This is a genomic window from Comamonas sp. HJ-2, assembly GCF_053615495.1.
Map to the genome: position 1 here is coordinate 210811 of NZ_JBSIFD010000004.1, position 21456 is coordinate 232266.

Below are 21456 nucleotides of genomic sequence, written 5' to 3' on the forward strand. Positions count from 1 at the left end.
TCAGAACGCCGGCTTGTCGCCGCGCTCCTGCAGGTTGCGCTGCAGCTGCTCGCTCATGGGCAGACCCAGTGCCGCGTTCTTGGGCGGAATGGGCTGCATGAACCATTTGTCGTAGAGCCTGGCGAAGGCGCCAGACTTCATCATGTCGCCGATCACGCCATCCACCAGCTGCTTGAACTGCGGGTCGTCCTTGCGCAGCATGCAGGCATAGGGCTCGACCTGCAGCGCATCGGCCACGACGTGGAAATCCCTGGGATTCTTGGCGTTGGCGATCAGGCCGTAGAGCAGGATGTCGTCCATGCCGAAGGCCGCGGCGCGGTCGTTCTCGACCAGCAGAAAGCCGTCGGCATGGTCCTTGGCCATGACGATGTTCATGCCCCAACCCTGCTCGGCATTGGCCTTGCGCAGCACCTGCAGATTGGTGGTGCCGGTGGTAATGGCCGCCGTCTTGCCCTTGAGATCGGCATAGCTCTGGATGCCCGAGCTCTTCTTCACCAGCAGCCGCGTGCCGGTGTAGAAGTGGTTGATGGCAAAGCCCACCTCCTTGGCCCGCACCGTGTTGTTGGTGGTCGATCCGCACTCCAGGTCTATGGTGCCGTTGGCCAGCAGCGGCATGCGGTTTTGCGAGGTCACGGCCTGCCAGCGCACCTCCAGCGCGGGCAGGTTCAACTGCTTCTTCACGGCTTCGGCCACCGTCTGCGAAAGCTCCACGGTCATGCCTATGGGCTTGCCGTTGTCCAGGTAGCTGAAGGGCACGGAGGACTCGCGGTAGGCCAGCGTGATGCGCCCGCTGTCGCGCACCTTGGCCAGGGTATCGGCATGGACAGCGCCCAGAAAACCCAGGCCCAGTGCCGCACAAAGCACGGTGGAGTGAAGTTGCATGCGGTGTCTCCTCTTCGGTGGTGGATGTGCCGCCAGTGTAGAAAGCGCGCCAGGCTCCGGAGGATGACAATATCGGGCTGATCCATGCCCCTGGTTTATGGGTGGCTGCGCAGGCACCGCCATGCTCCGGGTAAACACCGCAACCGAGGGCCGCCCGGCCGCACGCATACATCGACATCGCGCGGGCAGACCATAACCTGGGTGCATACCCTGCATGCCAAATGCCATGGCTGCGCAGCCCCGTACGGGCCTACAGTGCGGCAGCATGGAGAAACGATCAATGCATGTCTGCATCGTGGGCGCCGGCATCGTCGGCCTGGCCACTGCCTATGCGCTGCAGCGCGCGGGCTGCCGCGTCACGGTCCTGGAGCGCGGGCCCGGCCCTGCAGCGGGCGCCAGCGGCGGCAACGGCGCGCAGCTCAGCTATTCCTACGTGCAGCCGCTGGCCGATCCCGGCATCTGGAAGATGCTGCCGCTGCTGCTGCTGGAAAAGGACTCGCCGCTGGCCCTGCGCCTGCGCGCCGACCCCGCCCAATGGGCCTGGGGACTGCGCTTTCTGGGCGCCTGCAATGCACGCGCCTCCATGGCCGGCACGCAGGCGCTGCTGAGGCTGGCCGCCGAAAGCCGGCAGGCTTTCGAGCGTCTGCAAGCGCAGGAGTCCCTGAGCTGCGCACTGCACACGCCGGGCAAGCTGGTGCTGTACCACACGCAGCAGGGCCTGGATGCCGCGGCCCGGCAGGTGGCCCTGCAATCGCGCCTTGGCGGCGCCAGCCAGCAGGTGGTGGATGCCACCGCCGCCGTGCGCCTGGAGCCCGCGCTGGCCGGCTACGCGGGCCGCATGGCGGGCGCCGTTCACACCCCCAGTGAAAGCGCTGCCGACTGCCGTCAGCTGTGCGAGCAGTTGGCGGCGCTGCTGGCCGCGCGCGGCGCCGAGCTGCGCTACGACACCGAGGTGCTGGGCTTCGAGCGCCAGGGCGACGCCGTCACCGGCCTGCGCACCGCCGCAGGCCCGCTTCAGGCCGAGCACTACGTGCTGGCCAGCGGCTGGGAAAGCCCGGCCCACGCGCGCCAGCTGGGCCTGCGCATTCCCGTCTATCCGCTCAAGGGCTACAGCATCACTGTGGACATAGCATCCGACCACAACCAGGCCGCGCCGCGCGTGAGCGTGACCGACACCGCGCGCAAGGTGGTGTTCGCACGCCTGGGCGAGCGCCTGCGCGTGGCCGGCATGGTGGAGATCATCGGCCGCGACACACGCATCGATCCGGCCCGCATCGACAGCCTGCGCCGCTCCACGCAGCAGGTCTTTGCCCAGCTGCCGCTGCAGGGCTCGCTGCATCCCTGGAGCGGCATGCGCCCGGCCACGCCCACAGGCCTGCCCATCACCGGCCGCCAGCGCGGCGGCCCGCGCAATCTGTGGCTGCAGACCGGTCATGGCGCGCTGGGCCTGACGCTGGCTTTCGGCTCGGCGCAGCGGCTGGTCGCGCAGATGCACGCGGCCTGAGCGCGGGCCTGCTCAGGACTCTCTCAGAAGCTCCTGCAGGGCCTTGCGCATTTCCTGGGTCATGGCGCGCGCCAGCACCGAGCCCGGGCGTTGAGGCAGGCTCAGCGCGTTCACTCCCACGGTGATGCGCGGCAGCAGCGGCACCACATGCACTCGGCGCCGGTCGGCCGCCAGGGCCGTGCAGCCGTCCATGATGGCCGCGCCCAGCCCGTATTCGGCCATGGACAGCGCCGCATGATAGGTCTGCACCGTCACCACGGGCGACAGCCCAACGCCATGCTCGCGGCAGGCCTGGCCCAGGCGCATGCCCAGCGGGTCGCGCGCATCGAGCGCGACCACAGGCAGATCGGCCAGGTCCTTGAGTTCCATGCCTTCGGCGCGCACGCGCGAAGGCGGCAGCAGTCCCTTGGGCAAGACGCAGAACATGTCCACTTCGGCCAGCAGCTCGTGCTCCAGCGCGGGCTGACCCACGGAGCTGATCACAAAGCCCACATCGGCCTCCTGCAGCAGCAGGGCCGACACCACCTGCGGCGTGTGCAGCGCCTGCACGTGCACCTGGACCTGCGGATGGCGACACCTGAAGCCCGCCACGGCACGCGGCAGCACCTCGCGGCTGAGCGCGAATACCGTCAACACATTGAGCCGGTCGGCCGACTGGCCATGACGCAGATTGGCGGCCAGGCGCTGCACCTCGTCGAGCTGCTCGAACAGCTTCTCGATATGCGGAAACAGGGCCAGCGCTTCATTGGTCGGCGTCAGCCGCCCCCGCGCGCGCTGGAACAGCGCAAAGCCCATCTGCAACTCGGCATGCTGCAGCGTGCGGCTGACTGCGGGCTGGGTGACGTTGATGAGGCGCGCGGCCGCGCTGACGCTGCCGGTCTGCATCACGGCATTGAAGACTTCGATATGTCGCAGACGCATGCCCGGCCTCCTGCCACCGCCTCACTCGGACTGCGCGCGCGCCAGGCGTTCGCTCTTCCAGTACACATCGTCGCCGCCGTCGAGGCGGTTGAGCACGCGGGCCAGCACGAACAGCAGATCGGACAGGCGGTTCAGATACTGGCGCGGCGCGGCTCGCATGGCCTCGGCCTGCTCCAGTGCAACCACCTGGCGCTCGGCACGGCGCGCCACGGTGCGGCATACATGGGCCTGTGCGGCAGCGCGCGTGCCGGCCGGCAGGATGAACTCCTGAAGACGCGGCAGCTGCGCGTTGTAGTGGGCCAGCGCGTTGTCGAGCTGCAGCAGCGCATCGTCCTTGAGCAGCTCATAGCCCGGCATGGACAGCTCGCCGCCCAGGTTGAACAGCTGGTGCTGGATGTCGATCAGCAGGTCGCGCACCTCCTGGGGCATTGGCTCGCACAGCAGCAGGCCGATATGCGAGTTCAGTTCATCCACATCGCCCATGGCATGCGGGCGACCGCTGTTCTTGGAAACGCGGGTGTTGTCTCCGAGGCCGGTGGTTCCGTCATCTCCGGTGCGGGTGGCGATTTGCGTGAGGCGGTTGCCCATGAGTCATCCCTTGTCAAAGCTGCGAGTTTTCAGGGCCGGAGCGGCCCTCAGATACTGCCGCCATTGTGCGTTACAGCCCGCAGGCAAATGTAGTCTGAGGCAACAGCAGGCAAAAGTGCTGGCCCTTTGCCGCCTCACAGGGTGCAATGCACTCCTGTTATCGCATAGAGAAGGAATGCCATTCATGAACAAGAAGAATCTGCTCAATTGCAAGGTCTCGTCATTCGAAGTCGTCAGCGTGGTGCTGTTTTCTGCGCTCACCCTGGGCGGGGGCATGGCTTTGGCGCAAACCGGCGGCGGCAACGCCGGCAACAACAAGGAGCCTGCGCGCATCGTGCAGTCGGGTTCCGCCACCGGCGTGCAGCAGGCACCGACTGCAAAAAGCAGCGTGCAAGCGGCCTTCGAGCGTGCCGACGCCAATCGCGACGGTCAGCTCAGTGCGCAGGAAGCACGCCAGCTACCTGTCATCTCCCAGCGCTTCGAAGAGATCGACAGCGACCGCAACGGCCAGCTGTCACGCGCCGAATTCGACAAGGGTGCTCAGCAGTACTGAGGCCTTGCCGCGGCGCTTTCCTGATCACGCCGCAGCGCCGAGTTCCTCCTGCGGCAAGGCAAACTCGGCCCCTGCATAGTCCAGGTGAATCTCGAACTCGCGGCGCAGCAGGCGCTGCGCCCAGTCTTCGACCAGGCTGCGCTGCGCAGCACTCACCCGCCCTCCCATTTCCAGCCGCACCAGGCTCGGCTCCTCGAGGCCAAAGGCACGATAGCCCCCCAGCGGCAGCAGACCCCGGGCATGGTCCTCGACGGCGCGAAACAAGGCCTCGCCGGAATCGCAGATCGCCGAGGCCACAAACACCTCGGGGTCACGTTCCACCCAGTTCAGCACATTGCCGATCTGCGCCACGCCATGCGCCCGGCAGGCCTGCGTGACGCCGGGGCGGCCGCCATCCAGCATGGCAAACACAATGTCCAGGCCCGTCTGCTCGACCATCGCCGAGACACAGGTCCGGGCCCAGCCCGGGCGATGCTGGTGACCGCAGAACTGGGTGACCAGCTGCCCTTCAAAACCGGCGCGCCTGAGACCGTCCGCATAGGCCGCGCGGCCACGCAGACCCGGCGGCACCTTCTCGCCTGAGAAATGCCCCACCTTGCCCGTCTTGCTCCACTGGCTGGCCAGCACGCCGGCGAGGAATGCCGATTGCTCCTGCAGCACCTCGTAACGCGCCACATTGGGTGCCGCCCAGCTGCCTTGCGTGACCGCAAAAGCCTGCTCGGGCCAGCGCTCGGCCAGGATCTGCACCGGACCGTCACCCTGACCGCCATGCGCAAGAATCAGTGCGTAGCGACCACCGCACAATGCGGACATTTCGGCGGCACGCTGCTGCGCCGACTGGCCGGCCACCCAGAGCACATCGACCTCATGGCCGGCATCTCTTGCCCTGTGGGCTCCGCGCAGTCCCGACTCGTTGAAACTGCCCTGCCCTTCGGGGCCAAACAGCACCACGGCATAGCGTGGCTTACGGGGTGAATACAGTTTCTCGCTGCTCATCGTTGTCTCTTCTGCTTAAAGTTTTGCACCTGTCTTTTTCGCGATATCTCCCCAGGCCAGATGCTGGTCCGCAATCAGCTGGGTGAAGGCCTTGGATTCCATATCCCGGGTCACGAATCCCTGGGCTTCCAGCGTCTGTGCAAACTCGGGACGCGCGCTGATCTGTCGCACCGCGCTGGCGATTCTTTCGGCCAGCGCCCTGGGCAAGCCGGCGGGAGCCGAAATGCCGACGAAGTTTTCGGAGACCAGCTGCGCCAGCCCCAGTTCGGCCACGCTGGGCACCGCCGGTGCCTGGGCTACGCGGCGTGGCGATGTCAGTGCCAGCAGCTTGAGCCGGCCCTGCTTGTGCAGCGCGATGTTCTGCGGCAGCGCATCGATGGCCAGCTTGATATGGCCGCTGAGCAGATCCGCACGCATGGGGCCGGCGCCGCGGTAAGGCACATGCTCCATGGACAGCTTGAGCGTCTGCGCAAACTGCTCGCCCACCAGATGCCCCACCGAGGCAGCGCCGCCGCTGCCAAAGGCCACGGGGGCAGGCTGCTCCTTGATCCAGCTCACCAGCTCGCTCAGGCTGTTGGCGGGCACCGAGGGATGCACGGCAAACACCGTCGGCACGGCGCCGATATAGGCCAGGTGTTCGAAGCTGCGCAAGGGGTCGTAGCCAGGGCTTTGCAGCAGCGATGGCGCTATCGACAGCGCCGCCGAATTCGATACCAGCAGCGTGTAGCCGTCGTTGGCGCTGTGCGCCACGATCTGCGCGCCAATCGACGAGCCCGCGCCGGGCTTGTTGTCTATGACCACGCTCTGGCCCAGCTTCTCGGCCAGCGCGGGAGCCAGCACCCGCGCCACGATATCGCTGGAGCCGCCGGGCGGAAAGGTCACGACCAGTTTGATGGGCCGCGCCGGCCAGGCCTGGGTCTGCGCCGCACGCACATGCCATGCCGCGCCCAGCATGCCTGCCGCCGACACCCCGGCCAGCCCCTGAATGAATGATCTGCGACCCGTATCGCGCATAGCTCCGCCCTCCGAACTGCTTTTGGTTTGAAGCGAGCTCTGCAGCGCACGCCATGAGGCTTGCCAATATAGGCACACCCGGCACAAACCCTAAACACTGATTTCTCATTAGCTAGGGCGGAACTTATCTATATGCCCGCGCCAGACGGCTGCGCCACGACGAAACCGCGATCTCTGCCAGCTCCAATGGGCATGCGCCATGCGTAGCGATCGCGACCTTGAGCGGCATGGCCTAGTACCCAATACGTACACGCCCGGACCGGGCCAGGTGGTATTCTTTTTCTCCTCTGGAGACCCCGATGAACGCACCTGTTGCCCATACCTCGCTGCAGCCCGATTTCGTGCAGCGCCCCATCCCCGAAGAATTTCTGCAGGCTCTGCAAACACGTTTCGGCGGCCAGTGCTCCACGGCCTTGGCCGTGCGCGAGCAGCATGGCCGCGATGAAGGCGCGATTTCCGCGCCCCCTCCGGCAGCCGTGGTGTTTGCCGAATCCACCCAGGACGTGCAGGATGCCGTCAAGCTCTGCGACCAGTACGGCGTGCCCGTGATTGCCTATGGCGCCGGATCGTCGCTGGAAGGTCATCTTCTGGCCGTGCAAGGCGGCATCACCATCGACGTCAGCCGCATGAGTCGCGTGCTCTCGGTCAACACCGAAGACCTGACCATCACCGTGCAACCCGGCATCACGCGCAAGGCGTTGAACGAGGCCATCAAGGACACCGGCTTCTTCTTTCCCATCGACCCCGGTGCCGACGCTTCGATTGGCGGCATGACCTCGACCCGCGCCAGCGGCACCAATGCCGTGCGCTACGGCACCATGCGCGAGAACGTGCTGGCCCTGGAGGTAGTGACAGCCAGCGGCGAAGTGGTGCGCACAGGCAACCGCGCCAAGAAGAGCGCCGCCGGCTACGACCTGACCCGCCTGCTGGTGGGCAGCGAAGGCACGCTGGGCATCTTCACCGAGATCACGCTGCGCATCTACCCGCTGCCCGAAGCGGTGAGCGCCGCCATCTGCTCTTTCTCCAGCATCGAGAACGCCGTGCACACGGTGATCCAGACCATCCAGATGGGCATTCCCATCGCCCGCGTGGAACTGGTCGATGTGAACTCCGTGCGCATGGTCAATGCCTACAGCAAGCTGTCCCTGCGTGAAGAGCCCATGCTGCTGATGGAGTTCCACGGCTCCCCCACCGGCGTGAAGGAGCAGGCCGAGATGGTCCAGGACATTGCCCATGAATTCGGCGGCAATGCCTTTGAATGGGCCGAACGCCCCGAAGACCGTACGCGTCTGTTCACCGCGCGCCACAACGCCTATTTCGCAGCCGTTTCCAGCGTGCCCGGATGCCGCTGCATCACCACCGATGCCTGCGTTCCCATCAGCCGCCTGGCCGATGCGCTGCTGGAGTGCGTGACCGAGGCCGATGCCAGCGGCATCCCCTACTTCCTGGTCGGCCACGTGGGCGATGGCAACTTCCACTTCGGCTATCTGATCGATCCCGACAACGACGCCCAGCGCCAGCAGGCCGAGCAACTCAACCACACGCTGGTGGCTCGCGCGATTGCGCTGGGCGGTACCTGCACGGGCGAGCACGGCATCGGCATCCACAAGCAGGGCTTTTTGCTCGAAGAGGCGGGAGCCGGTGCGGTGCAGATGATGCGTGCCATCAAGCAGGCTCTGGACCCCAAGAACATCCTGAACCCAGGCAAGATCTTTCAGCTGCAGTGAGCCTCGCTCGCTTGCTGAAGACGCGCAAACCATGAAAAAGGGCCTGCAGTTGCAGGCCCTTTTCTGTTCTCGGATCGGCGCTTTACTTGCCGACCTTGAGCTGACCGCCGCGACCCAGGCCGCCCTTGACTTCCTGTGCCTTGTAGTTGCGCAGCGAGATCACCATGTTGTTGTAGGCATCCATGAAGGCGGCAACCGTGGCCTTGCCTTCGGGTGAGCGCGAGAAGCCGCCCAGACCTCCGCCCACGCCACCGCCGAACGCGCCCATGGCTGCGCCGAAGTTGGTGGCTGTGGAGTTGCCTTCGGAGATGGAGATCTGCACGCCAGAACGGATGTCGAACATGCTCAGCGTCACCACCGAAGCCTTGCTCTGCATGGCACCGCCGATCAGCGTACCCACATTGCCGAACAGACCGCCCACGCCCGCTGCCAGCTGACCGGTTGCATCGTTGTCGATGATGATGGAAGGCTCCATGTAGTAGTCGGCAGCCACGCGCTGGCCCTTTTGCTGCTTGGAGCCGGCGCGGAATTCACCCGAGTTGCGCTGCTTGTCGGTGATCGCCGACATCTTGCTTTCGGTGCGGTTGTTGCCGATGGAGGTGATCACAAAGCAGTTGGACTGCTGCACGGCCAGACGGATCAGGGGCTCGATGGTCGTGATCTTGGTGGCAGCGCCAAAGCTGGCATACCACTCCTTGCCGCGACCGTCATCCACGGCCAGGGTACCCAGAGGGGCATCGCAACGCTCGAGCGTAGAGTTCGCATTCACGCTGGTTGCGCCGCCCGCTGCGCCGGTGGCAGCTGTGGGAGCCGTACCCGTGGAGATGGTGCCGCCGCCGGGGGTCACGCAACCGCCCAGTGCCAGGGCCGATGCGATAGCTGCCAGACGCAGCGTTGTCTTCTTGGACATAGTGATGCTTTCAAAAAAATAGAAAATGCTGCAGCGCTCACAGCGCCTCAGCGGTAATACCAACCCGACGAGCCCCATACCATGTAGTAGGGCGCGCCCACATACCAGCCATTCCAGGACTTGCGCTCATCCTCGATGGCCTGATAGCGTGCATGAGCATTCTGTTTGGCGGCTTGCGCCTGGGGCAGCAGGCGCTTGGCTTCCTTGAAGCCCTTGGCGGCAGCACGCGACAGCCAGGCCTCGGCTTCGGCGGGGTCCGGGCCCATTTCTTCAAAGCCCAGCAGATACAGACGGCCCAATGCAAACTGGGCCTGACCGTTACCGGCATCGCCGGCCTTGCGCATCCATTCGATGGCCTGATAGCTGTTGCGCTCCACGCCATCGCCGCGCAGATAGCGCAGTCCCAGGTCATAGGCTGCGCGAGGATCGGCCTCGGCTTTTTGCACCAGTGCCGCCAGGCGGCGCTCTGCCTCGGGATTGACGGGCTCGCCACGGAAAGTCGCGACATTGCGCGGCAGCTCGGAACAGTTATTGCCTTCGCACAGGCGCACGGTGGGCGAAGCAGGTGCCAACTGCTCCTGCGGTGTCTGTACCGCGCATGCTGTCAATGCAAGAGCCGCCAATGAAAAGGTGGGGGCGAGCAGGCGCATGGATGTCTCCTCTGAATTCTCAGCCGCTGAAAGCCGAAAAGTATACATAAGCAAAAATCAGTAATTTTTACGACGAGTTGACAACACGCATACCCCACCAAAGAGGGGTATCCCGCACAAAATGCAAAATCCCGACAAGGCCTTGCCTGCACTTCGGTGTCGTGGAGCCTGTGTATGACGGATACATTTCAAAACTCATGACAAAAAAATGGCTTGCCTCGACCTGGCCTCTGCCTGCACTGCTCGTCTGGCTTCTGGCCTGGGTGATTTTTGCGGGTCTGGCGCGCCTGCTGCCCTGGTGGCTGGCCCTGCTGGTCGGCGGCGGCTTCAGCACGGCGGCCAGTCTCTACGGGCCTAACTGGTGGCGCAGGCTCATCATTGCGGCCGGGTTTCCGCTGTCGTTTCTGGTGCTCAGCGCCAGCCAGTTGCCCGCCTGGGGCTGGCTGCTGCCTCTGGCCTTGCTGCTGCTGATCTACCCGCTCAATGCCTGGCGTGATGCCCCCGTCTTTCCAACGCCGTTAAATGCGCTCAAAGGACTGGCAGAGGTCGTGCAGTTGCCGAGGCAGGCGCTGGTGCTGGATGCCGGCTGCGGCATGGGCGATGGCTTGCGCGCACTGCGCAGTGCGCTGCCGCAGGCCCGCCTCAATGGTCTGGAATGGAGCTGGCCACTGGCGATTGCCAGCGCCCTGCGCTGCCCCTGGGCACGCGTGCGGCGTGGCGATATCTGGCTGGCCGACTGGAGCGGCTATCAACTGGTCTATCTGTTCCAGCGGCCCGAAAGCATGGGCCGCGCCGCTGTCAAGGCTGCCACCGAGATGCAGCCCGGCAGCTGGCTGGTGAGCCTGGATTTCCAGCTGCCCGGCGTGGAAGCGACGGCATGCCTGCAAGGCAATAGCCGCCACAAGGTATGGATCTACGCCATTCCGCTGGATGGCGCAGAACGCAGCTGAGACGCTTTATTTGGCTCCGCCGCTGGCCTTGCTCACGTAGAGAGCAACGGCAGCGATATCGGCTTCGCTCATTGTGGCCTTGAAGGAGGGCATGGAGCCGATGCCGTCCTTCAGAGCACGCGCCACGCGAGCCGCATCGGGCTGCAACTCGTCCAGCACCGGGCCTATGGCACCTTCCGCACCAGCGTCCTTGAGGGTATGGCACACCGCGCAGGCAGGGACTGCAGCAGTGGTGAACAGCTCTTTGCCGCGCGCCATCTGGGCAGCCTGATCGGCGTGGGCTGCAGTGCCCGCAAAGGCGGTCAAGAGCAGGGCGGCGAGGGTGTGGTTTGTCTTCATCATTGTTCTTGGAGAAATGCGATGCATCGGGGTTGGATCCCATGCCCTGCGTCCCTTCTTCCGGCACGGGGCATGGGCAGTGATTGCGACACTCAGGCCACAGTGACAGTCACGGCGTGGTCGGCCCAGCTGGTGTTGTTGTAGCCGCTCTGGTTTTCACCACGCGTTTCGGGCTGCACATTGCCCTTGACGTCGGTAGCGCGGCTGGCCAGGGTGTGGGTACCCTTGGGCAGCTGTACCTGCAGCACGAACTGGCGCCAGGCGTACTTGCCCATATCGGGGCCAATCAGGCGAGCCTGCTTCCAGGTCTTGCCGCCGTCGATGGAGACTTCCACCCCCTTGACGGCGTTCATGCCGCCGAAGGCCACGCCCTGAATCTGCACCAGGCCTGAGGCCTGGTTGCCGTCTTCGGGGATGGGGCTGTTGATCCAGGACTTGACGCTCATTTCCTGCACCGAAGGCTGGCTGGGGTCGCCCTTGCTGCCGGGGGGCGAGATGCGGTAGCCGTGGGACATGATGTGCGCTTCGCTTTCCTTGACGGTAAAGGCCAGCTGCTTGATGTACTTGATGTTGTTCACGCCGGTGTAGCCGGGCACGATCAGGCGCAGCGGGCCGCCATGGGCCAGAGGCACGGGCTCGCCGTTCATCTCCCAGGCCAGCAGCGCGTCCTCCATGGCCGACAGAGGCACGGAACGCTCCACCAGCACGCTCTTGGGGTCCAGTCCTGCGGGCAGCACCTCTCCGCCCGTTCCCGTCATGTAGACCATGCCGTCGGCCACGCCGCCCAGGGCCTTGACCACCTCGCGCACTGGCACGCCGCTCCAGACCACGCAGCCTGCAGCGCCTACGGTCCATTGCGTACCGCTGGGCTTGGTGGGGAAGAAGGCGCGGCCATTGCCCGAGCATTGCAGCACCATGGTCACCGTTTCCAGGCCCAGCTTCTTGAGCTCGCCAACGGTCAGCTTGGCGGGCTTCTTCACGCCATCAATCTGCACCGCCCATGCATCGCGATCGGCCACGATGGACTCGGAAGGCGTGGGCAGGTTGTTGCGCACATAGAGCTGGTTGGTGGGCGTGACCACGCTGGAGCCAAACGCGCTGCGCTTGGTCTCGATGGTGGTAGAGCTGTGCACGATCACGGCATCGGCATTCTTGAAGCCGGCATAGCCAGGTAGAGGCTTGGCTGCGGGTGCAGCGGCCTGTGCCATGGCCTGGCTCTGGAAGCTTGCCAGACCGGCTGCAGCCAGCGCACTGGCGCTACCGGCGAGCAGGCGGCGACGTGGCAGAGAGGTGGGTTGTTGCATGGGGTCTCCTCGGTAATTTTGGTGAATGATCAGAGCGAAAAATCCGGTTCAGCCATCGACTTTCTCAGGGGCCCCCAGAGCGCGCGATGCCACGGCCAGAGCCTGTTTCTTCTGTGCGATCAGCACCAGCGGGCGGCCTTCTCTCGAACGCACCACCTTCCAGTAGCTGTTGGCCCACCAGCCCTGGCCGTCGGCCATCCGCTGGGGCTGCTCGAAGGCCAGCACGGTAACGATGCCGCCTTTTTCAAAGAAAGTGGTCAGGTGATAGGCACGACTGCCGTCGATGTCGCAGGGCCGCATGAGCTGGGTATAACCAGGCAGCTTCTGGTCGACAGGCCAGTCCATATGCCTGGCAATCTCGGCCTCCGGGATGAACTGACCACGCAGCGTGCGCTCGTAATACTCATGCTCGATGGCCGAGCGCACCATCTGCGGCGGGCGCAGGCTCAGCACGCTGCCCGCAGCGACGCTGCCGACGATCACTGCGGCACACAGCGCCTGCAGGCCACGACGGGCATGCCATGGCGTGTGGCGCAGCAAATAGGCCGGCGGCTCGCCGGGCTCGAAAGCCAGCGCCAGCTCGGCACGGGCACGCAGGTCGAAATCGGTGTCTTCGGGGCGGTCTTGGTGTTTCATGGTGCGCGCTTTCTCAGCGGTATCACGCTGGCAGCTGCGGAAGATTCAGTGGCGGCCCCGGCGGGATGGCGCGCCGGTGCCTGCAGTGCCGTCTTGAGCGCTTCACGTGCCCGCGCCAGGCGAGAGAGCACGGTGCCTGGTGCAATATCGAGCGCCTCGGCCATCTGGGCCGTGGGCATGTCGTCAAAGTAGTAAAGCACCAGCACTTCACGATGGATGGGGGCAATGCGGCTCAGCGCCTTGACCACGTCCAGCTGCGCATCGAGTGCATCGTGATGATTCACGCCTTGCTCGCAGGCTTCATCCAGAGACTCGGTCTGCGATTGCACAGGATCGAAATGCCTGAAGGCATGGCGGCGCATGATCTGGAACAGCCAGGCCCTGGCCATGCTCTGGTCGCGCAGTTGGTGGCGAAAGCGCCAGGCGCTGGTGAAGCAATCCTGCACCACATCCTCGGCCGTGGCGCGAGAGCCCGTCAGCGCCCAGGCGCTGCGCAGCAAAAAGCGGTAGTGCTCGCGCACCCACTGGTTGTAGCGCGACTCGGCGGAGAAGATCATGGTGCTAAAGAGCGCAGGTTTGCAGCTTTCATTCCATGCCGCTGCAAATATTGTTTGAGGCTCCGCCCCTCAAAATAACAAAAACAGCCTAAAGCCCTTTTACACAAAGCGCTAGCAGCTATACATTTTGCGCATGCATGCCGAAAAATTGTGCCGGAGGCATACCCACCGTGCGGCGCACCATGGCGCTGAAGGCGCTGGGACTGTAGTCCAGCTCGGCCGCAATGCGCTGAATCGGCCAGTTGCGCGCTGCCAGGCTGACGGCATGGGCCAGCACCACCTGCTGGCGCCACTGGGTAAAACTGCATTCCAGTTGCTGGCGAAACAGTCGCGCCACCGTGCGCGGACTGGCCCCGGTATCGCGCGCCCAGTCCTCCAGCGTCTCGTAGCGCGTGGGATCGGCCAGCACGGCCTCGCAGAGCTGGCGCAAGCGCTTGTCCTGGGGCAGGTTCACGCCCAGCTGCACGGCACTGGCACGGCGCAGCTCGTCGAGCAGCAGCTGGCTCAGATGGTGCTCGCGTGCCCTGTCCTGCTCGCACAGTTGCTGGCTGTCATCGGGCAGCGTGGGCAGCTCGCGCACCACGGCGCGCAGCAGATCCGAGGCATTGAGCACCCGGCACTGGCGCCAGGCCGCCTCTTCGCCGGGGGCCACATCAGGGCCGCAACGCCCCTGGGTCTGGAAAAAGTACAAGGTGCGCAGATCGGCGCTTTCCACCATGGTCACGGCATGCTCCATGCCCGGCGGCACCCACAGCACGCGCGAGGGCGGCACAATATAGGTGCCCTGCGCTACCGTCAGGCGTATGGTGCCCGTGGTGGAGATGGCCAGCTGCCCCCAGGGATGACGGTGCGGCTTGACCTGGGTGTCGGCCTCCAGCCAGCGACATTTGGCCCGCACTGGACGCTGTGCCGTGGGTATGTAGAGATGGGGTGTCAGCGTCTCCACATAGGCGCTGGCCTTGCCTGCGCGCAGGGGCTCGGGGTCGTGGAGGCTGGACATGATGGTTGGCTGGCTTGCGATAGCAATTGGCAGACTATCGCATACAAGACGCGAGCAGTCTGCCTAAGATGCGACATATGAACCGCCCTGCCTCCACAACACCTCAAAACCAGGCGCCAGAGACACTGCGCAGTGACGCGCGCACCATCAGCCTCATCGGTCTGGCCCATGGCTCGTCGCATTTCTTCCATCTGCTGCTGCCGCCGTTGTTTCCCTGGCTGATCAAGGACTTCGGCTACAGCTATGCCGAGCTCAGCGTCATGGTCTCGCTGTTCTTCATTGTTTCCGGCACCGGCCAGGCACTGGCCGGCTTTGCGGTGGACCGCTTTGGCGCACGCCCGATTCTGTTTGCCGCCCTCGGCAGCTTTGTGGTGGCAGGCCTGATTGCCAGCACGGCCCAAGGCTACAGCATGCTGCTGGCTGCCTCCTTTTTTGCGGGCCTGGGCAATGCGCCCTTCCACCCCGTGGACTTCACCATCCTCAACAAGCGCGTGTCGCAGCAGCGCATAGGCCATGCGTTCTCGGTTCATGGCCTGTCCGGCAATCTAGGCTGGGCGCTGGCGCCGCTGTTCATGGCGGGCATCACCACGGCCACGGGCTCCTGGCGCCTGGCCTGCCTGGGCGGAGCCCTCTGCGCAGCCGTGGTGCTGGCCATCATGGTCTTCAACCGCGACGCGCTCGATGATCGCGCCGAATCCGCCGGAGCTGCCGCCAAGCCGGCCGCCGGAGCCATTGCCGCACCTCAGGAACACCCCATGGCCTTCATGAAGCTGCCATCGGTGTGGCTGTGCTTTTCCTTCTTTTTCTGGAGCACCTGCGCACTCAGTGCCATCCAGAGCTTTGCCAGCCCGGCCCTGCAATCCATGTACGGCCTGCCGCTTTCCGTGACGGCGCTGATCGTCACCGGCTATATGCTGTGCGGCGCTGCCGGCATGGTCGTGGGCGGCTTTCTGGTCGGCCGCGTGCAGCGGCTGGAGAAGGTGATCTCCATCTGCATGCTGGGCTCGGGCCTGTTGCTGTTTGTCGTCGGAACGGGCTGGCTGCCCGGCATGGCGGCGGTGGTCGTGGCCTCAGTCGCCGGTCTGGGCACGGGCTTGGCCGGCCCCTCGCGCGACATGCTGATCAAGCGCGCAGCGCCCCCCGGCGCCACGGGCCGCGTCTACGGCACGGTGTATTCGGGCCTGGATCTGGGCTTCTGCCTGGCGGCGCCGGTCTTCGGATACATGCTGGACCACCAGATGACCAACGCCGTGTTCTACGGCTCGGCGATTGCGCTTGTACTGTCTGTGGTCTCGGCCGTCATCGTCGGCGACGGAGTGAGCAAAAAGACCAAATCCCATCTGGCGGCGGCCTGAGCAAACGGCGCAACCCACCAAGCCCTGCCCGCGCAAGCTGCAGGGCTTTTTTGTCGGCACGAGAGATCAAGTTACCCTGGTATTTATCCCTAGGCCGGCAGCCCGGAGGCCGCAAACACGGCTGCTAAGCTGAATTCCCTCAGCGGCGCATCACGCCGCTTTCCTGCCGCGGCCCTATCCGGGAGCGGCCCGCCCCCCAAGGAGAATTTCTATGCGTTGGAACACGCCCTCTGCCCCTTTGCTGCGCACCCTGCCCCTGGTCCTGGTGCTGGCCTTCGGCTCTGCCCAGGCTGCCCCTCAGGCCGAATGGCTGGAGCATGCGAAAAAGGAGCAGCAGCCCTATCTGGATACGCTGCGCGATCTGGTGCACATCGAGTCCGGCAGCAAGGATGTGGCGGGCGTGAAGAAGATCGCCGAGTACATCGCTGGCAAGCTGCGCGCGCAGGGCGGCAAGGTCGAGGTGATCGAGCCCAGTGACATCTACCGCCTCGATGACACGCCCGAGAAAGTCGGCCCCATGGTGCATGCCGAATTCAAGGGCAAGGGCAGCAGCCGCATCATGCTGATCGCGCATATGGACACCGTCTATCTGCCCGGCATGATCAAGGACCAGCCCTTTCGCATCGACGGCGACAAGGCCTATGGCCTGGGCATCGCCGACGACAAGCAGGGCGTGGCCCTGATCATGCATATCGTGCCCCTGCTCAAGAAGCTGGGCATCGAGGACTACGGTACGCTCACGGTGCTGATCAACGGCGACGAGGAAATCAGCTCGCCCGGAGCACGCAGCACCATCACCCGACTGGGGGCCGAGCAGGACGCCGTGTTCAGCTTTGAAGGCGGCGGCACCGACGGCAGCCTGCGCCTGGCCACCAGCGGCATCGGCGCCGCCTACCTCAAGGTCACGGGCAAGGCATCTCATGCGGGCGCCAAGCCCGAAGACGGCGTGAATGCGCTGTACGAGCTCTCGCATCAGTTGCTGCAGATGAAGGATCTGTCCCAGCCCCAGGACGGCCTCAAGCTCAACTGGACGGTGTCCAAGGCCGGCACCAACCGCAATGTGGTGCCCGCCGAAGCCACGGCCCAGGCCGATGCCCGCGCGCTGCGCGTGGCCGACTTCACGGCGCTGGAAAAAGCCATGCAGGACAAGATCGGCAACAAGCTGCTCCCCGCCAGCAAGGTGGAGCTGAAATTCGAAGTGCGCCGCCCGCCGCTGGAGGCCAATGCCACGGCACGCAAGCTGGCCGCCCATGCCCAGGGCATTTATGAGCAGGAGCTGAAGCTGCCCATGAAGGTCATGGACAAGGCCACGGGCGGCGGCACGGATGCGGCTTTCGCGGCCCTCAAGGCCAAGGGCGGCGTGATCGAGGGCTTCGGCCTGTCGGGCTATGGCGCGCATTCCAACGATGCCGAATACGTGCAGATCAACACCATCGCACCGCGCCTGTATCTGGCCGCCCGCATGATCCAGGACCTGTCGCGCGGCCAGATCAAGTAAGCGCTTTTGATAGCGGCTTTCGCCTGATCTGCTGCTGTTTCCATATAGAAGCGATCTGAAAATCAACAGGAGCTTGCGCTGCAAGCTCCTGTTTTTTATTTCCCGAGCTCAGACCAATGCCTGCGACGAGCATGTCCGCCGCGCCTGATCCGAACTGGCCTCGCCCGCGTTTCCACGGTTCTGTCGCCTAGCCAACAGACCGCTGACGCACGAGTCTCTACATTCATCGAATCAACGATGAAGGAGAGTCGCCCGTGAGCCAAGAGCCCTTGAACATCCCCAGCGTGCAGCATCTGGTCAGCCCCGAAGAGTGGCAGCTGCGCGTGGACCTGGCCGCCTGCTACCGGCTGGTGGCGCTGTACGGCTGGAGCGATCTGGTCTTCACCCACATCAGCGCGCGGCTACCGGGCCCCGGGCATCACTTTCTCATCAACCCCTACGGGCTGATGTTTGACGAAATCACGGCCTCCTCGCTGATCAAGGTGGACCTGGACTGCAACAAGCTCATGGACTCGCCCTTCCCCGTGAACCCGGCCGGCTTCGTCATCCACAGCGCCGTGCACGAGGCGCGTGCCGATGCGCAATGCGTGATCCATACCCACACGCGTGCCGGCGTGGCCGTTGCGGCCCAGAAGCAAGGTCTGCTGCCCATCAGCCAGCAAAGCACGTTTGTCCTGGGGTCCCTGGCCTATCACGTCTACGAAGGCGTGGCCTTTCGCGAGGACGAGAAGCCGCGCCTGCTGGCCGACATGGGCGAGGCCAACTTCCTCATGCTGCGCAACCACGGTCTGCTGACCTGCGGCCCCACGATTGCCGATGCCTTTCTGTCCATGTACGTCTTCGAGTCCGCCTGTCAGATCCAGATCTCTGCCCAGTCCGGCGGCGCCGAACTCACCGAGGTCGATCCGCAGATTCTGCAGGGCATCGCCCATGCCATGAAGGTACAGACCGGCGGCATGGGCGGCCAGTTTGCCTGGCCCGCCCTGCTGCGCAAGCTCGACAGAATCGACCCCGGCTACCGCAGTTGAACGCTGCGCGCGCACAAAAAAAGAGCATCCCTTGGATGCTCTTTTCGCTTGCTCCGGCCAAAGAATCAGACTTCGCCACGCAGCTTTTCGATGATGCCGTTGAGCTCCTCCAGCGAGCCGAACTGGATGGCGATCTCGCCCATTTCCTGCTGCTTGCCGTGGCGACGCACGGTCTTCTTGATGCGCACCTCGACATCGGCCGTGAGCAGGTCGGACAACTCTTCCTCGATGCGTTTCACGTCGCGCGACTTGCCATCCTTCTTGGCTTTCTGGCGCGTCAGATTGAACTCGGCACCGATCTTCTTGACCAGCGACTCGGCCTCGCGCACCGACATCTTCTTGGCCGCGATCTGGTTGCCTGCCGTGATCTGGGTGGCTCGGTCCAGCGTCAGCAGTGCTCGTGCATGGCCCATGTCGATATCGCCGGCCATCAGCATGGTCTGCACGGGCTCGGCCAGATTCAGCAGACGCAGCAGATTGGTGGCGGCGCTGCGCGAGCGGCCCACGGCTTGCGCGGTCTGCTCGTGGGTCAGGCCGAACTCCTTGACCAGACGGGCCAGCCCCTGCGCCTCTTCCAGCGGGTTCAGGTCTTCGCGCTGAATGTTCTCGATCAGCGCCATGGCCGCAGCGGCCTCGTCGGGCACTTCGCGCACCAGCACCGGTACCTCGGACAGACCCGCGATATGCGCGGCACGGAAGCGCCGCTCGCCGGCAATGATTTCGTACTTGCCGGCGTTGTCGCCCCTGGAGAGCTGGCGCACCAGAATCGGCTGCATGATGCCCTGGGCCTTGATGCTCTCGGCCAGCTCATACAAGGCACCTTCGTCCATACGGGTGCGCGGCTGGTACTGGCCGGCCACCATCACATTGAGCGCCAGGCTGCTCGGCAGATTGGCCTGCTGCCCGCTCGCAGCGGCCTGCTCTGCTTCACTGACCTTGGGGCCCAGCAGGGCTTCCAGACCTCGTCCCAGGCCCTTGGGTTTCTTAGTCACCATTGCTGAATTCTTTCTTTAAAGGGAGAGCAGCAGCTCATGCCCGGCTTCCCACAGTCCCAGTCCGCTGGCCGTGTTGATATGGCCTGCGGCACCCGCATTCACAAAACGGCTGCCCCAGCCCTGTGCCATGGCCTGCGCGCGCGCTACAGAGCAATTGGGGTCGTTCTCGCTACCCACCAGTATCGACGGGAAGGGCAGCTTTTGCAGCAGCACGGGCGACCAGCCCGGCAGGACGCCGCGCAGACTTTCCTGCTCGGTGTCGCCGGGTGCCACCAGCAACGCACCACGCACCTTGCTCCTGGCAACCTGAGAATGTGCCGCCCACCAGGACACCAGCACGCAGCCCAGGCTGTGCGCCACCAGGGTGACGGGAGCCGGAGCGTCGAGCACGGTTTCCTGCAGGCGAATGCTCCAGTCGCCGCGCAGCGGATGCTGCCAGCTATGCTGCTCCAGCCGCTGGTAGCCATACCGGTCCTGCCACAGACTCTGCCAATGGCCGGGATCGGAGTTCTGCCAGCCGGGCAGCAGCCAGACATGCTGCGGGTTCAGTGCTTCAGAGGTCATGGCGGTTGGCGATGGCTGGATGGGAGACTGGGAGCTGTTTCACGTGAAACACTCACATTTTCTTGATGCGGCGCACCATCTCTTCGGCGAACTCGACAAAGGCCTTGCTGCCCTTGGCCGAGGCATCGAACACCACGCCGGGCAGGCCGTAGCTGGGGGCTTCGGCCAGGCGCACATTGCGCGGAATCACGGTATCGAACACCTTGTCGCCGAAATGCTCCTTGAGCTGGTCGCTGACCTGCTGCTGCAGCGTGGTGCGCGGATCGAACATCACGCGCAACAGACCGATGATCTGCAGGTCGGGATTCATATTGGCATGGACCTGCTTGATGGTGTTGACCAGATCGGTCAGGCCTTCCAGTGCAAAGTACTCGCACTGCATGGGCACGATCACGCCATGCGCCGAGCACAGACCGTTCAGAGTCAGCATGGACAGCGAAGGCGGGCAATCGATCAGCACGAAGTCGTAGTCGGCAGCCACGGCCTGCAGAGCGGTCTTGAGGCGCTCGTTGCGGCGCTCCAGCGAGACCAGCTCGATCTCGGCACCCGACAGCTCGCGGTTGGCGCCCAGCACGTCATAGCCGACCTGCTCGGACTTCTGAGCCACTTCCTTGACGCTGGCGTTTTCCAGCAGCACATCGTAAACCGTCAACTCCAGCGCGCGCTTGTCCACGCCGGAGCCCATGGTGGCATTGCCCTGCGGGTCCAGGTCGATCAGCAACACACGCTGGCCGACCTTGGCCAGACCGGCTGCAAGATTGACCGTGGTCGTGGTCTTGCCCACTCCACCCTTTTGATTGGCAACGCAGAAAATTTTGGCCATTGAACTTCTCTTTTAGTTGGCGGCCAGCTTGAGGCCAAAACCGATCAGAAACACACCGGCTGTTTTTTCCAGCCACTTCACCACGGCCGGGTTGGCACGCAAGCGCTCTGCCAGCACCGTGGTCAGCATCACCACGATGACGCTGTAGATAAAGGTAATTGCTGCCACCGTGGCTGCCATCACGCCAAAGGTGATGACGCCCTGATGCCGGGCCGGGTCCACGAACATGGGAAAGAAGGCCATGTAGAACACGATGGCCTTGGGGTTCATCAGGGTGATCAAAGCACCCTGGCGGAAATACTGGCGCGGCTGGATTTCAATGGCCGGCGCATCGCCAGGCTTGGCCGTGAGCAGCTTGTAGCCCAGCCAGGCCAGATAGGCCGCCCCCACCCATTGCACAGCATGGAAGGCTGCCGGATAGGCTGCCAGCACCGCAGCCACGCCGGCTACAGCCAGCCACATCAGCACCTGGTCGGCAGCCATCACACCCAGACAGCAGGCGACACCGGCTCTCCATCCGCCCTTGCCCGTGGAGGTAATCAAGGCCAGATTGCCTGGCCCAGGGATCAGCAAGAAGACGGTAACGGCGGCTGCAAAAGCGCCGTAATCAGAGATGCCAAACATTCAAACCCTGCGCGATGGAAAACAGCAAGTTTATGCGA

23 protein-coding genes are annotated in these 21456 nt (G+C 64.4%); 7 read left to right on the top strand and 16 right to left on the bottom strand.

Going from position 1 to position 21456, the window contains the following annotated elements; all coding sequences use genetic code 11:
• Positions 1–882 (bottom strand): amino acid ABC transporter substrate-binding protein, encoded by an 882-nt coding sequence (locus ACWGXF_RS05620; RefSeq protein ID WP_046461746.1) that lies wholly within the window; start codon positions 880–882, stop codon positions 1–3.
• Positions 883–1162: 280 nt separating this feature from the next.
• Between ACWGXF_RS05620 and ACWGXF_RS05625 the strand changes: the two genes are divergently transcribed.
• Positions 1163–2386, top strand: a complete 1224-nt coding sequence (locus tag ACWGXF_RS05625) for a D-amino acid dehydrogenase (protein WP_452101757.1) — start codon at positions 1163–1165, stop codon at positions 2384–2386.
• A gap of 12 nt (positions 2387–2398) precedes the next feature.
• On the opposite strand, the gene ACWGXF_RS05630 is transcribed toward ACWGXF_RS05625, so the two are convergent.
• Both ACWGXF_RS05630 and ACWGXF_RS05635 read right to left on the bottom strand, forming a co-directional pair.
• Complete coding sequence (locus ACWGXF_RS05630; protein WP_054073414.1) at positions 2399–3307, bottom strand: LysR substrate-binding domain-containing protein; 909 nt, start codon at positions 3305–3307, stop codon at positions 2399–2401.
• 21 nt (positions 3308–3328) lie between these two features.
• Positions 3329–3895, bottom strand: a complete 567-nt coding sequence (locus tag ACWGXF_RS05635; protein ID WP_012836574.1) for a cob(I)yrinic acid a,c-diamide adenosyltransferase — start codon at positions 3893–3895, stop codon at positions 3329–3331.
• 184 nt (positions 3896–4079) lie between these two features.
• Between ACWGXF_RS05635 and ACWGXF_RS05640 the strand changes: the two genes are divergently transcribed.
• On the top strand, positions 4080–4448 hold the full coding sequence (locus tag ACWGXF_RS05640; RefSeq protein WP_034382667.1) for an EF-hand domain-containing protein: 369 nt from the start codon (positions 4080–4082) through the stop codon (positions 4446–4448).
• A gap of 24 nt (positions 4449–4472) precedes the next feature.
• Here ACWGXF_RS05640 and ACWGXF_RS05645 read toward each other — a convergent pair whose 3' ends face one another.
• A complete protein-coding gene (locus tag ACWGXF_RS05645) occupies positions 4473–5444 on the bottom strand; it encodes a BMP family lipoprotein (RefSeq protein ID WP_452101749.1) in 972 nt (323 codons plus the stop codon).
• A gap of 15 nt (positions 5445–5459) precedes the next feature.
• Positions 5460–6458, bottom strand: a complete 999-nt coding sequence (locus ACWGXF_RS05650; protein ID WP_012836571.1) for a Bug family tripartite tricarboxylate transporter substrate binding protein — start codon at positions 6456–6458, stop codon at positions 5460–5462.
• A gap of 299 nt (positions 6459–6757) precedes the next feature.
• Here ACWGXF_RS05650 and ACWGXF_RS05655 point away from each other — a divergent pair, with 299 nt between their 5' ends.
• Positions 6758–8185, top strand: a complete 1428-nt coding sequence (locus ACWGXF_RS05655) for an FAD-binding oxidoreductase (RefSeq protein WP_034382664.1) — start codon at positions 6758–6760, stop codon at positions 8183–8185.
• 82 nt (positions 8186–8267) lie between these two features.
• Here ACWGXF_RS05655 and ACWGXF_RS05660 read toward each other — a convergent pair whose 3' ends face one another.
• On the bottom strand, positions 8268–9095 hold the full coding sequence (locus tag ACWGXF_RS05660) for a hypothetical protein (protein WP_003065256.1): 828 nt from the start codon (positions 9093–9095) through the stop codon (positions 8268–8270).
• Between the two features lie 47 nt (positions 9096–9142).
• Positions 9143–9745 (bottom strand): tetratricopeptide repeat protein, encoded by a 603-nt coding sequence (locus ACWGXF_RS05665; RefSeq protein ID WP_003065258.1) that lies wholly within the window; start codon positions 9743–9745, stop codon positions 9143–9145.
• 197 nt (positions 9746–9942) lie between these two features.
• Here ACWGXF_RS05665 and ACWGXF_RS05670 point away from each other — a divergent pair, with 197 nt between their 5' ends.
• The gene (locus ACWGXF_RS05670; RefSeq protein ID WP_452101750.1) at positions 9943–10695 is read left to right on the top strand and encodes a class I SAM-dependent methyltransferase; all 753 of its coding nucleotides are present in this window, start codon (positions 9943–9945) and stop codon (positions 10693–10695) included.
• A 6-nt stretch (positions 10696–10701) separates the two neighbouring features.
• On the opposite strand, the gene sorU is transcribed toward ACWGXF_RS05670, so the two are convergent.
• The 5 genes from sorU to ACWGXF_RS05695 form a co-directional block, all read right to left on the bottom strand.
• A complete protein-coding gene (gene sorU, locus ACWGXF_RS05675; protein WP_034382662.1) occupies positions 10702–11037 on the bottom strand; it encodes a SorU family sulfite dehydrogenase c-type cytochrome subunit in 336 nt (111 codons plus the stop codon).
• A gap of 89 nt (positions 11038–11126) precedes the next feature.
• On the bottom strand, positions 11127–12338 hold the full coding sequence (sorT, locus tag ACWGXF_RS05680) for a SorT family sulfite dehydrogenase catalytic subunit (protein WP_012836567.1): 1212 nt from the start codon (positions 12336–12338) through the stop codon (positions 11127–11129).
• Between the two features lie 48 nt (positions 12339–12386).
• Entirely contained in the window at positions 12387–12974 is a 588-nt protein-coding gene (locus ACWGXF_RS05685; RefSeq protein ID WP_012836566.1) for a hypothetical protein, read from the bottom strand.
• Positions 12971–13531, bottom strand: a complete 561-nt coding sequence (locus ACWGXF_RS05690; RefSeq protein ID WP_034382657.1) for an RNA polymerase sigma factor — start codon at positions 13529–13531, stop codon at positions 12971–12973. Before ACWGXF_RS05690 ends, ACWGXF_RS05685 begins: the two co-directional genes overlap by 4 nt.
• 118 nt (positions 13532–13649) lie before the next feature.
• Positions 13650–14531, bottom strand: a complete 882-nt coding sequence (locus ACWGXF_RS05695; protein ID WP_034382656.1) for an AraC family transcriptional regulator — start codon at positions 14529–14531, stop codon at positions 13650–13652.
• A gap of 77 nt (positions 14532–14608) precedes the next feature.
• On the opposite strand from ACWGXF_RS05695, the gene ACWGXF_RS05700 reads away from it, so the two are divergent.
• The 3 genes from ACWGXF_RS05700 to ACWGXF_RS05710 all read left to right on the top strand — a co-directional run bounded on the left by ACWGXF_RS05700 (position 14609) and on the right by ACWGXF_RS05710 (position 18412).
• A complete protein-coding gene (locus tag ACWGXF_RS05700; protein ID WP_054073418.1) occupies positions 14609–15886 on the top strand; it encodes an MFS transporter in 1278 nt (425 codons plus the stop codon).
• Between the two features lie 211 nt (positions 15887–16097).
• Positions 16098–17384, top strand: a complete 1287-nt coding sequence (locus ACWGXF_RS05705; protein ID WP_452101751.1) for a M20/M25/M40 family metallo-hydrolase — start codon at positions 16098–16100, stop codon at positions 17382–17384.
• Positions 17385–17638: 254 nt separating this feature from the next.
• Entirely contained in the window at positions 17639–18412 is a 774-nt protein-coding gene (locus ACWGXF_RS05710; protein ID WP_452101752.1) for a class II aldolase/adducin family protein, read from the top strand.
• A gap of 65 nt (positions 18413–18477) precedes the next feature.
• Here ACWGXF_RS05710 and ACWGXF_RS05715 read toward each other — a convergent pair whose 3' ends face one another.
• From ACWGXF_RS05715 to ACWGXF_RS05730, 4 genes are read right to left on the bottom strand one after another with little or no spacing between them, the layout of a single operon-like run.
• Positions 18478–19407: a ParB/RepB/Spo0J family partition protein gene (locus ACWGXF_RS05715; RefSeq protein ID WP_003065276.1), complete on the bottom strand. Its 930-nt coding sequence runs from the start codon at positions 19405–19407 to the stop codon at positions 18478–18480.
• A 15-nt stretch (positions 19408–19422) separates the two neighbouring features.
• Positions 19423–19971 carry an RBBP9/YdeN family alpha/beta hydrolase gene (locus tag ACWGXF_RS05720; RefSeq protein WP_034382651.1) on the bottom strand — a complete coding sequence of 183 codons (549 nt, stop codon included), beginning with the start codon at positions 19969–19971 and terminating at the stop codon, positions 19423–19425.
• A gap of 52 nt (positions 19972–20023) precedes the next feature.
• Positions 20024–20794, bottom strand: a complete 771-nt coding sequence (locus ACWGXF_RS05725) for a ParA family protein (protein ID WP_003059963.1) — start codon at positions 20792–20794, stop codon at positions 20024–20026.
• Between the two features lie 12 nt (positions 20795–20806).
• A complete protein-coding gene (locus ACWGXF_RS05730) occupies positions 20807–21418 on the bottom strand; it encodes a LysE family translocator (RefSeq protein WP_034351164.1) in 612 nt (203 codons plus the stop codon).
• Positions 21419–21456 lie beyond the last annotated feature (38 nt).

Coding starts and splice junctions, on each gene's coding strand:
- ACWGXF_RS05660 (WP_003065256.1), bottom strand. CDS start 9,095: ATGTCCAAGAAGACAACGCTGCGTCTGGCAGCTATCGCATCGGCCCTG.
- ACWGXF_RS05715 (WP_003065276.1), bottom strand. CDS start 19,407: ATGGTGACTAAGAAACCCAAGGGCCTGGGACGAGGTCTGGAAGCCCTG.
- ACWGXF_RS05625 (WP_452101757.1), top strand. CDS start 1,163: ATGCATGTCTGCATCGTGGGCGCCGGCATCGTCGGCCTGGCCACTGCC.
- ACWGXF_RS05695 (WP_034382656.1), bottom strand. CDS start 14,531: ATGTCCAGCCTCCACGACCCCGAGCCCCTGCGCGCAGGCAAGGCCAGC.
- ACWGXF_RS05655 (WP_034382664.1), top strand. CDS start 6,758: ATGAACGCACCTGTTGCCCATACCTCGCTGCAGCCCGATTTCGTGCAG.
- ACWGXF_RS05670 (WP_452101750.1), top strand. CDS start 9,943: ATGACAAAAAAATGGCTTGCCTCGACCTGGCCTCTGCCTGCACTGCTC.
- ACWGXF_RS05650 (WP_012836571.1), bottom strand. CDS start 6,458: ATGCGCGATACGGGTCGCAGATCATTCATTCAGGGGCTGGCCGGGGTG.
- ACWGXF_RS05690 (WP_034382657.1), bottom strand. CDS start 13,531: ATGATCTTCTCCGCCGAGTCGCGCTACAACCAGTGGGTGCGCGAGCAC.
- sorT (WP_012836567.1), bottom strand. CDS start 12,338: ATGCAACAACCCACCTCTCTGCCACGTCGCCGCCTGCTCGCCGGTAGC.
- ACWGXF_RS05630 (WP_054073414.1), bottom strand. CDS start 3,307: ATGCGTCTGCGACATATCGAAGTCTTCAATGCCGTGATGCAGACCGGC.
- ACWGXF_RS05635 (WP_012836574.1), bottom strand. CDS start 3,895: ATGGGCAACCGCCTCACGCAAATCGCCACCCGCACCGGAGATGACGGA.
- ACWGXF_RS05665 (WP_003065258.1), bottom strand. CDS start 9,745: ATGCGCCTGCTCGCCCCCACCTTTTCATTGGCGGCTCTTGCATTGACA.
- ACWGXF_RS05620 (WP_046461746.1), bottom strand. CDS start 882: ATGCAACTTCACTCCACCGTGCTTTGTGCGGCACTGGGCCTGGGTTTT.
- ACWGXF_RS05725 (WP_003059963.1), bottom strand. CDS start 20,794: ATGGCCAAAATTTTCTGCGTTGCCAATCAAAAGGGTGGAGTGGGCAAG.
- ACWGXF_RS05700 (WP_054073418.1), top strand. CDS start 14,609: ATGAACCGCCCTGCCTCCACAACACCTCAAAACCAGGCGCCAGAGACA.
- ACWGXF_RS05730 (WP_034351164.1), bottom strand. CDS start 21,418: ATGTTTGGCATCTCTGATTACGGCGCTTTTGCAGCCGCCGTTACCGTC.
- sorU (WP_034382662.1), bottom strand. CDS start 11,037: ATGATGAAGACAAACCACACCCTCGCCGCCCTGCTCTTGACCGCCTTT.
- ACWGXF_RS05720 (WP_034382651.1), bottom strand. CDS start 19,971: ATGACCTCTGAAGCACTGAACCCGCAGCATGTCTGGCTGCTGCCCGGC.
- ACWGXF_RS05645 (WP_452101749.1), bottom strand. CDS start 5,444: ATGAGCAGCGAGAAACTGTATTCACCCCGTAAGCCACGCTATGCCGTG.
- ACWGXF_RS05685 (WP_012836566.1), bottom strand. CDS start 12,974: ATGAAACACCAAGACCGCCCCGAAGACACCGATTTCGACCTGCGTGCC.
- ACWGXF_RS05705 (WP_452101751.1), top strand. CDS start 16,098: ATGCGTTGGAACACGCCCTCTGCCCCTTTGCTGCGCACCCTGCCCCTG.
- ACWGXF_RS05640 (WP_034382667.1), top strand. CDS start 4,080: ATGAACAAGAAGAATCTGCTCAATTGCAAGGTCTCGTCATTCGAAGTC.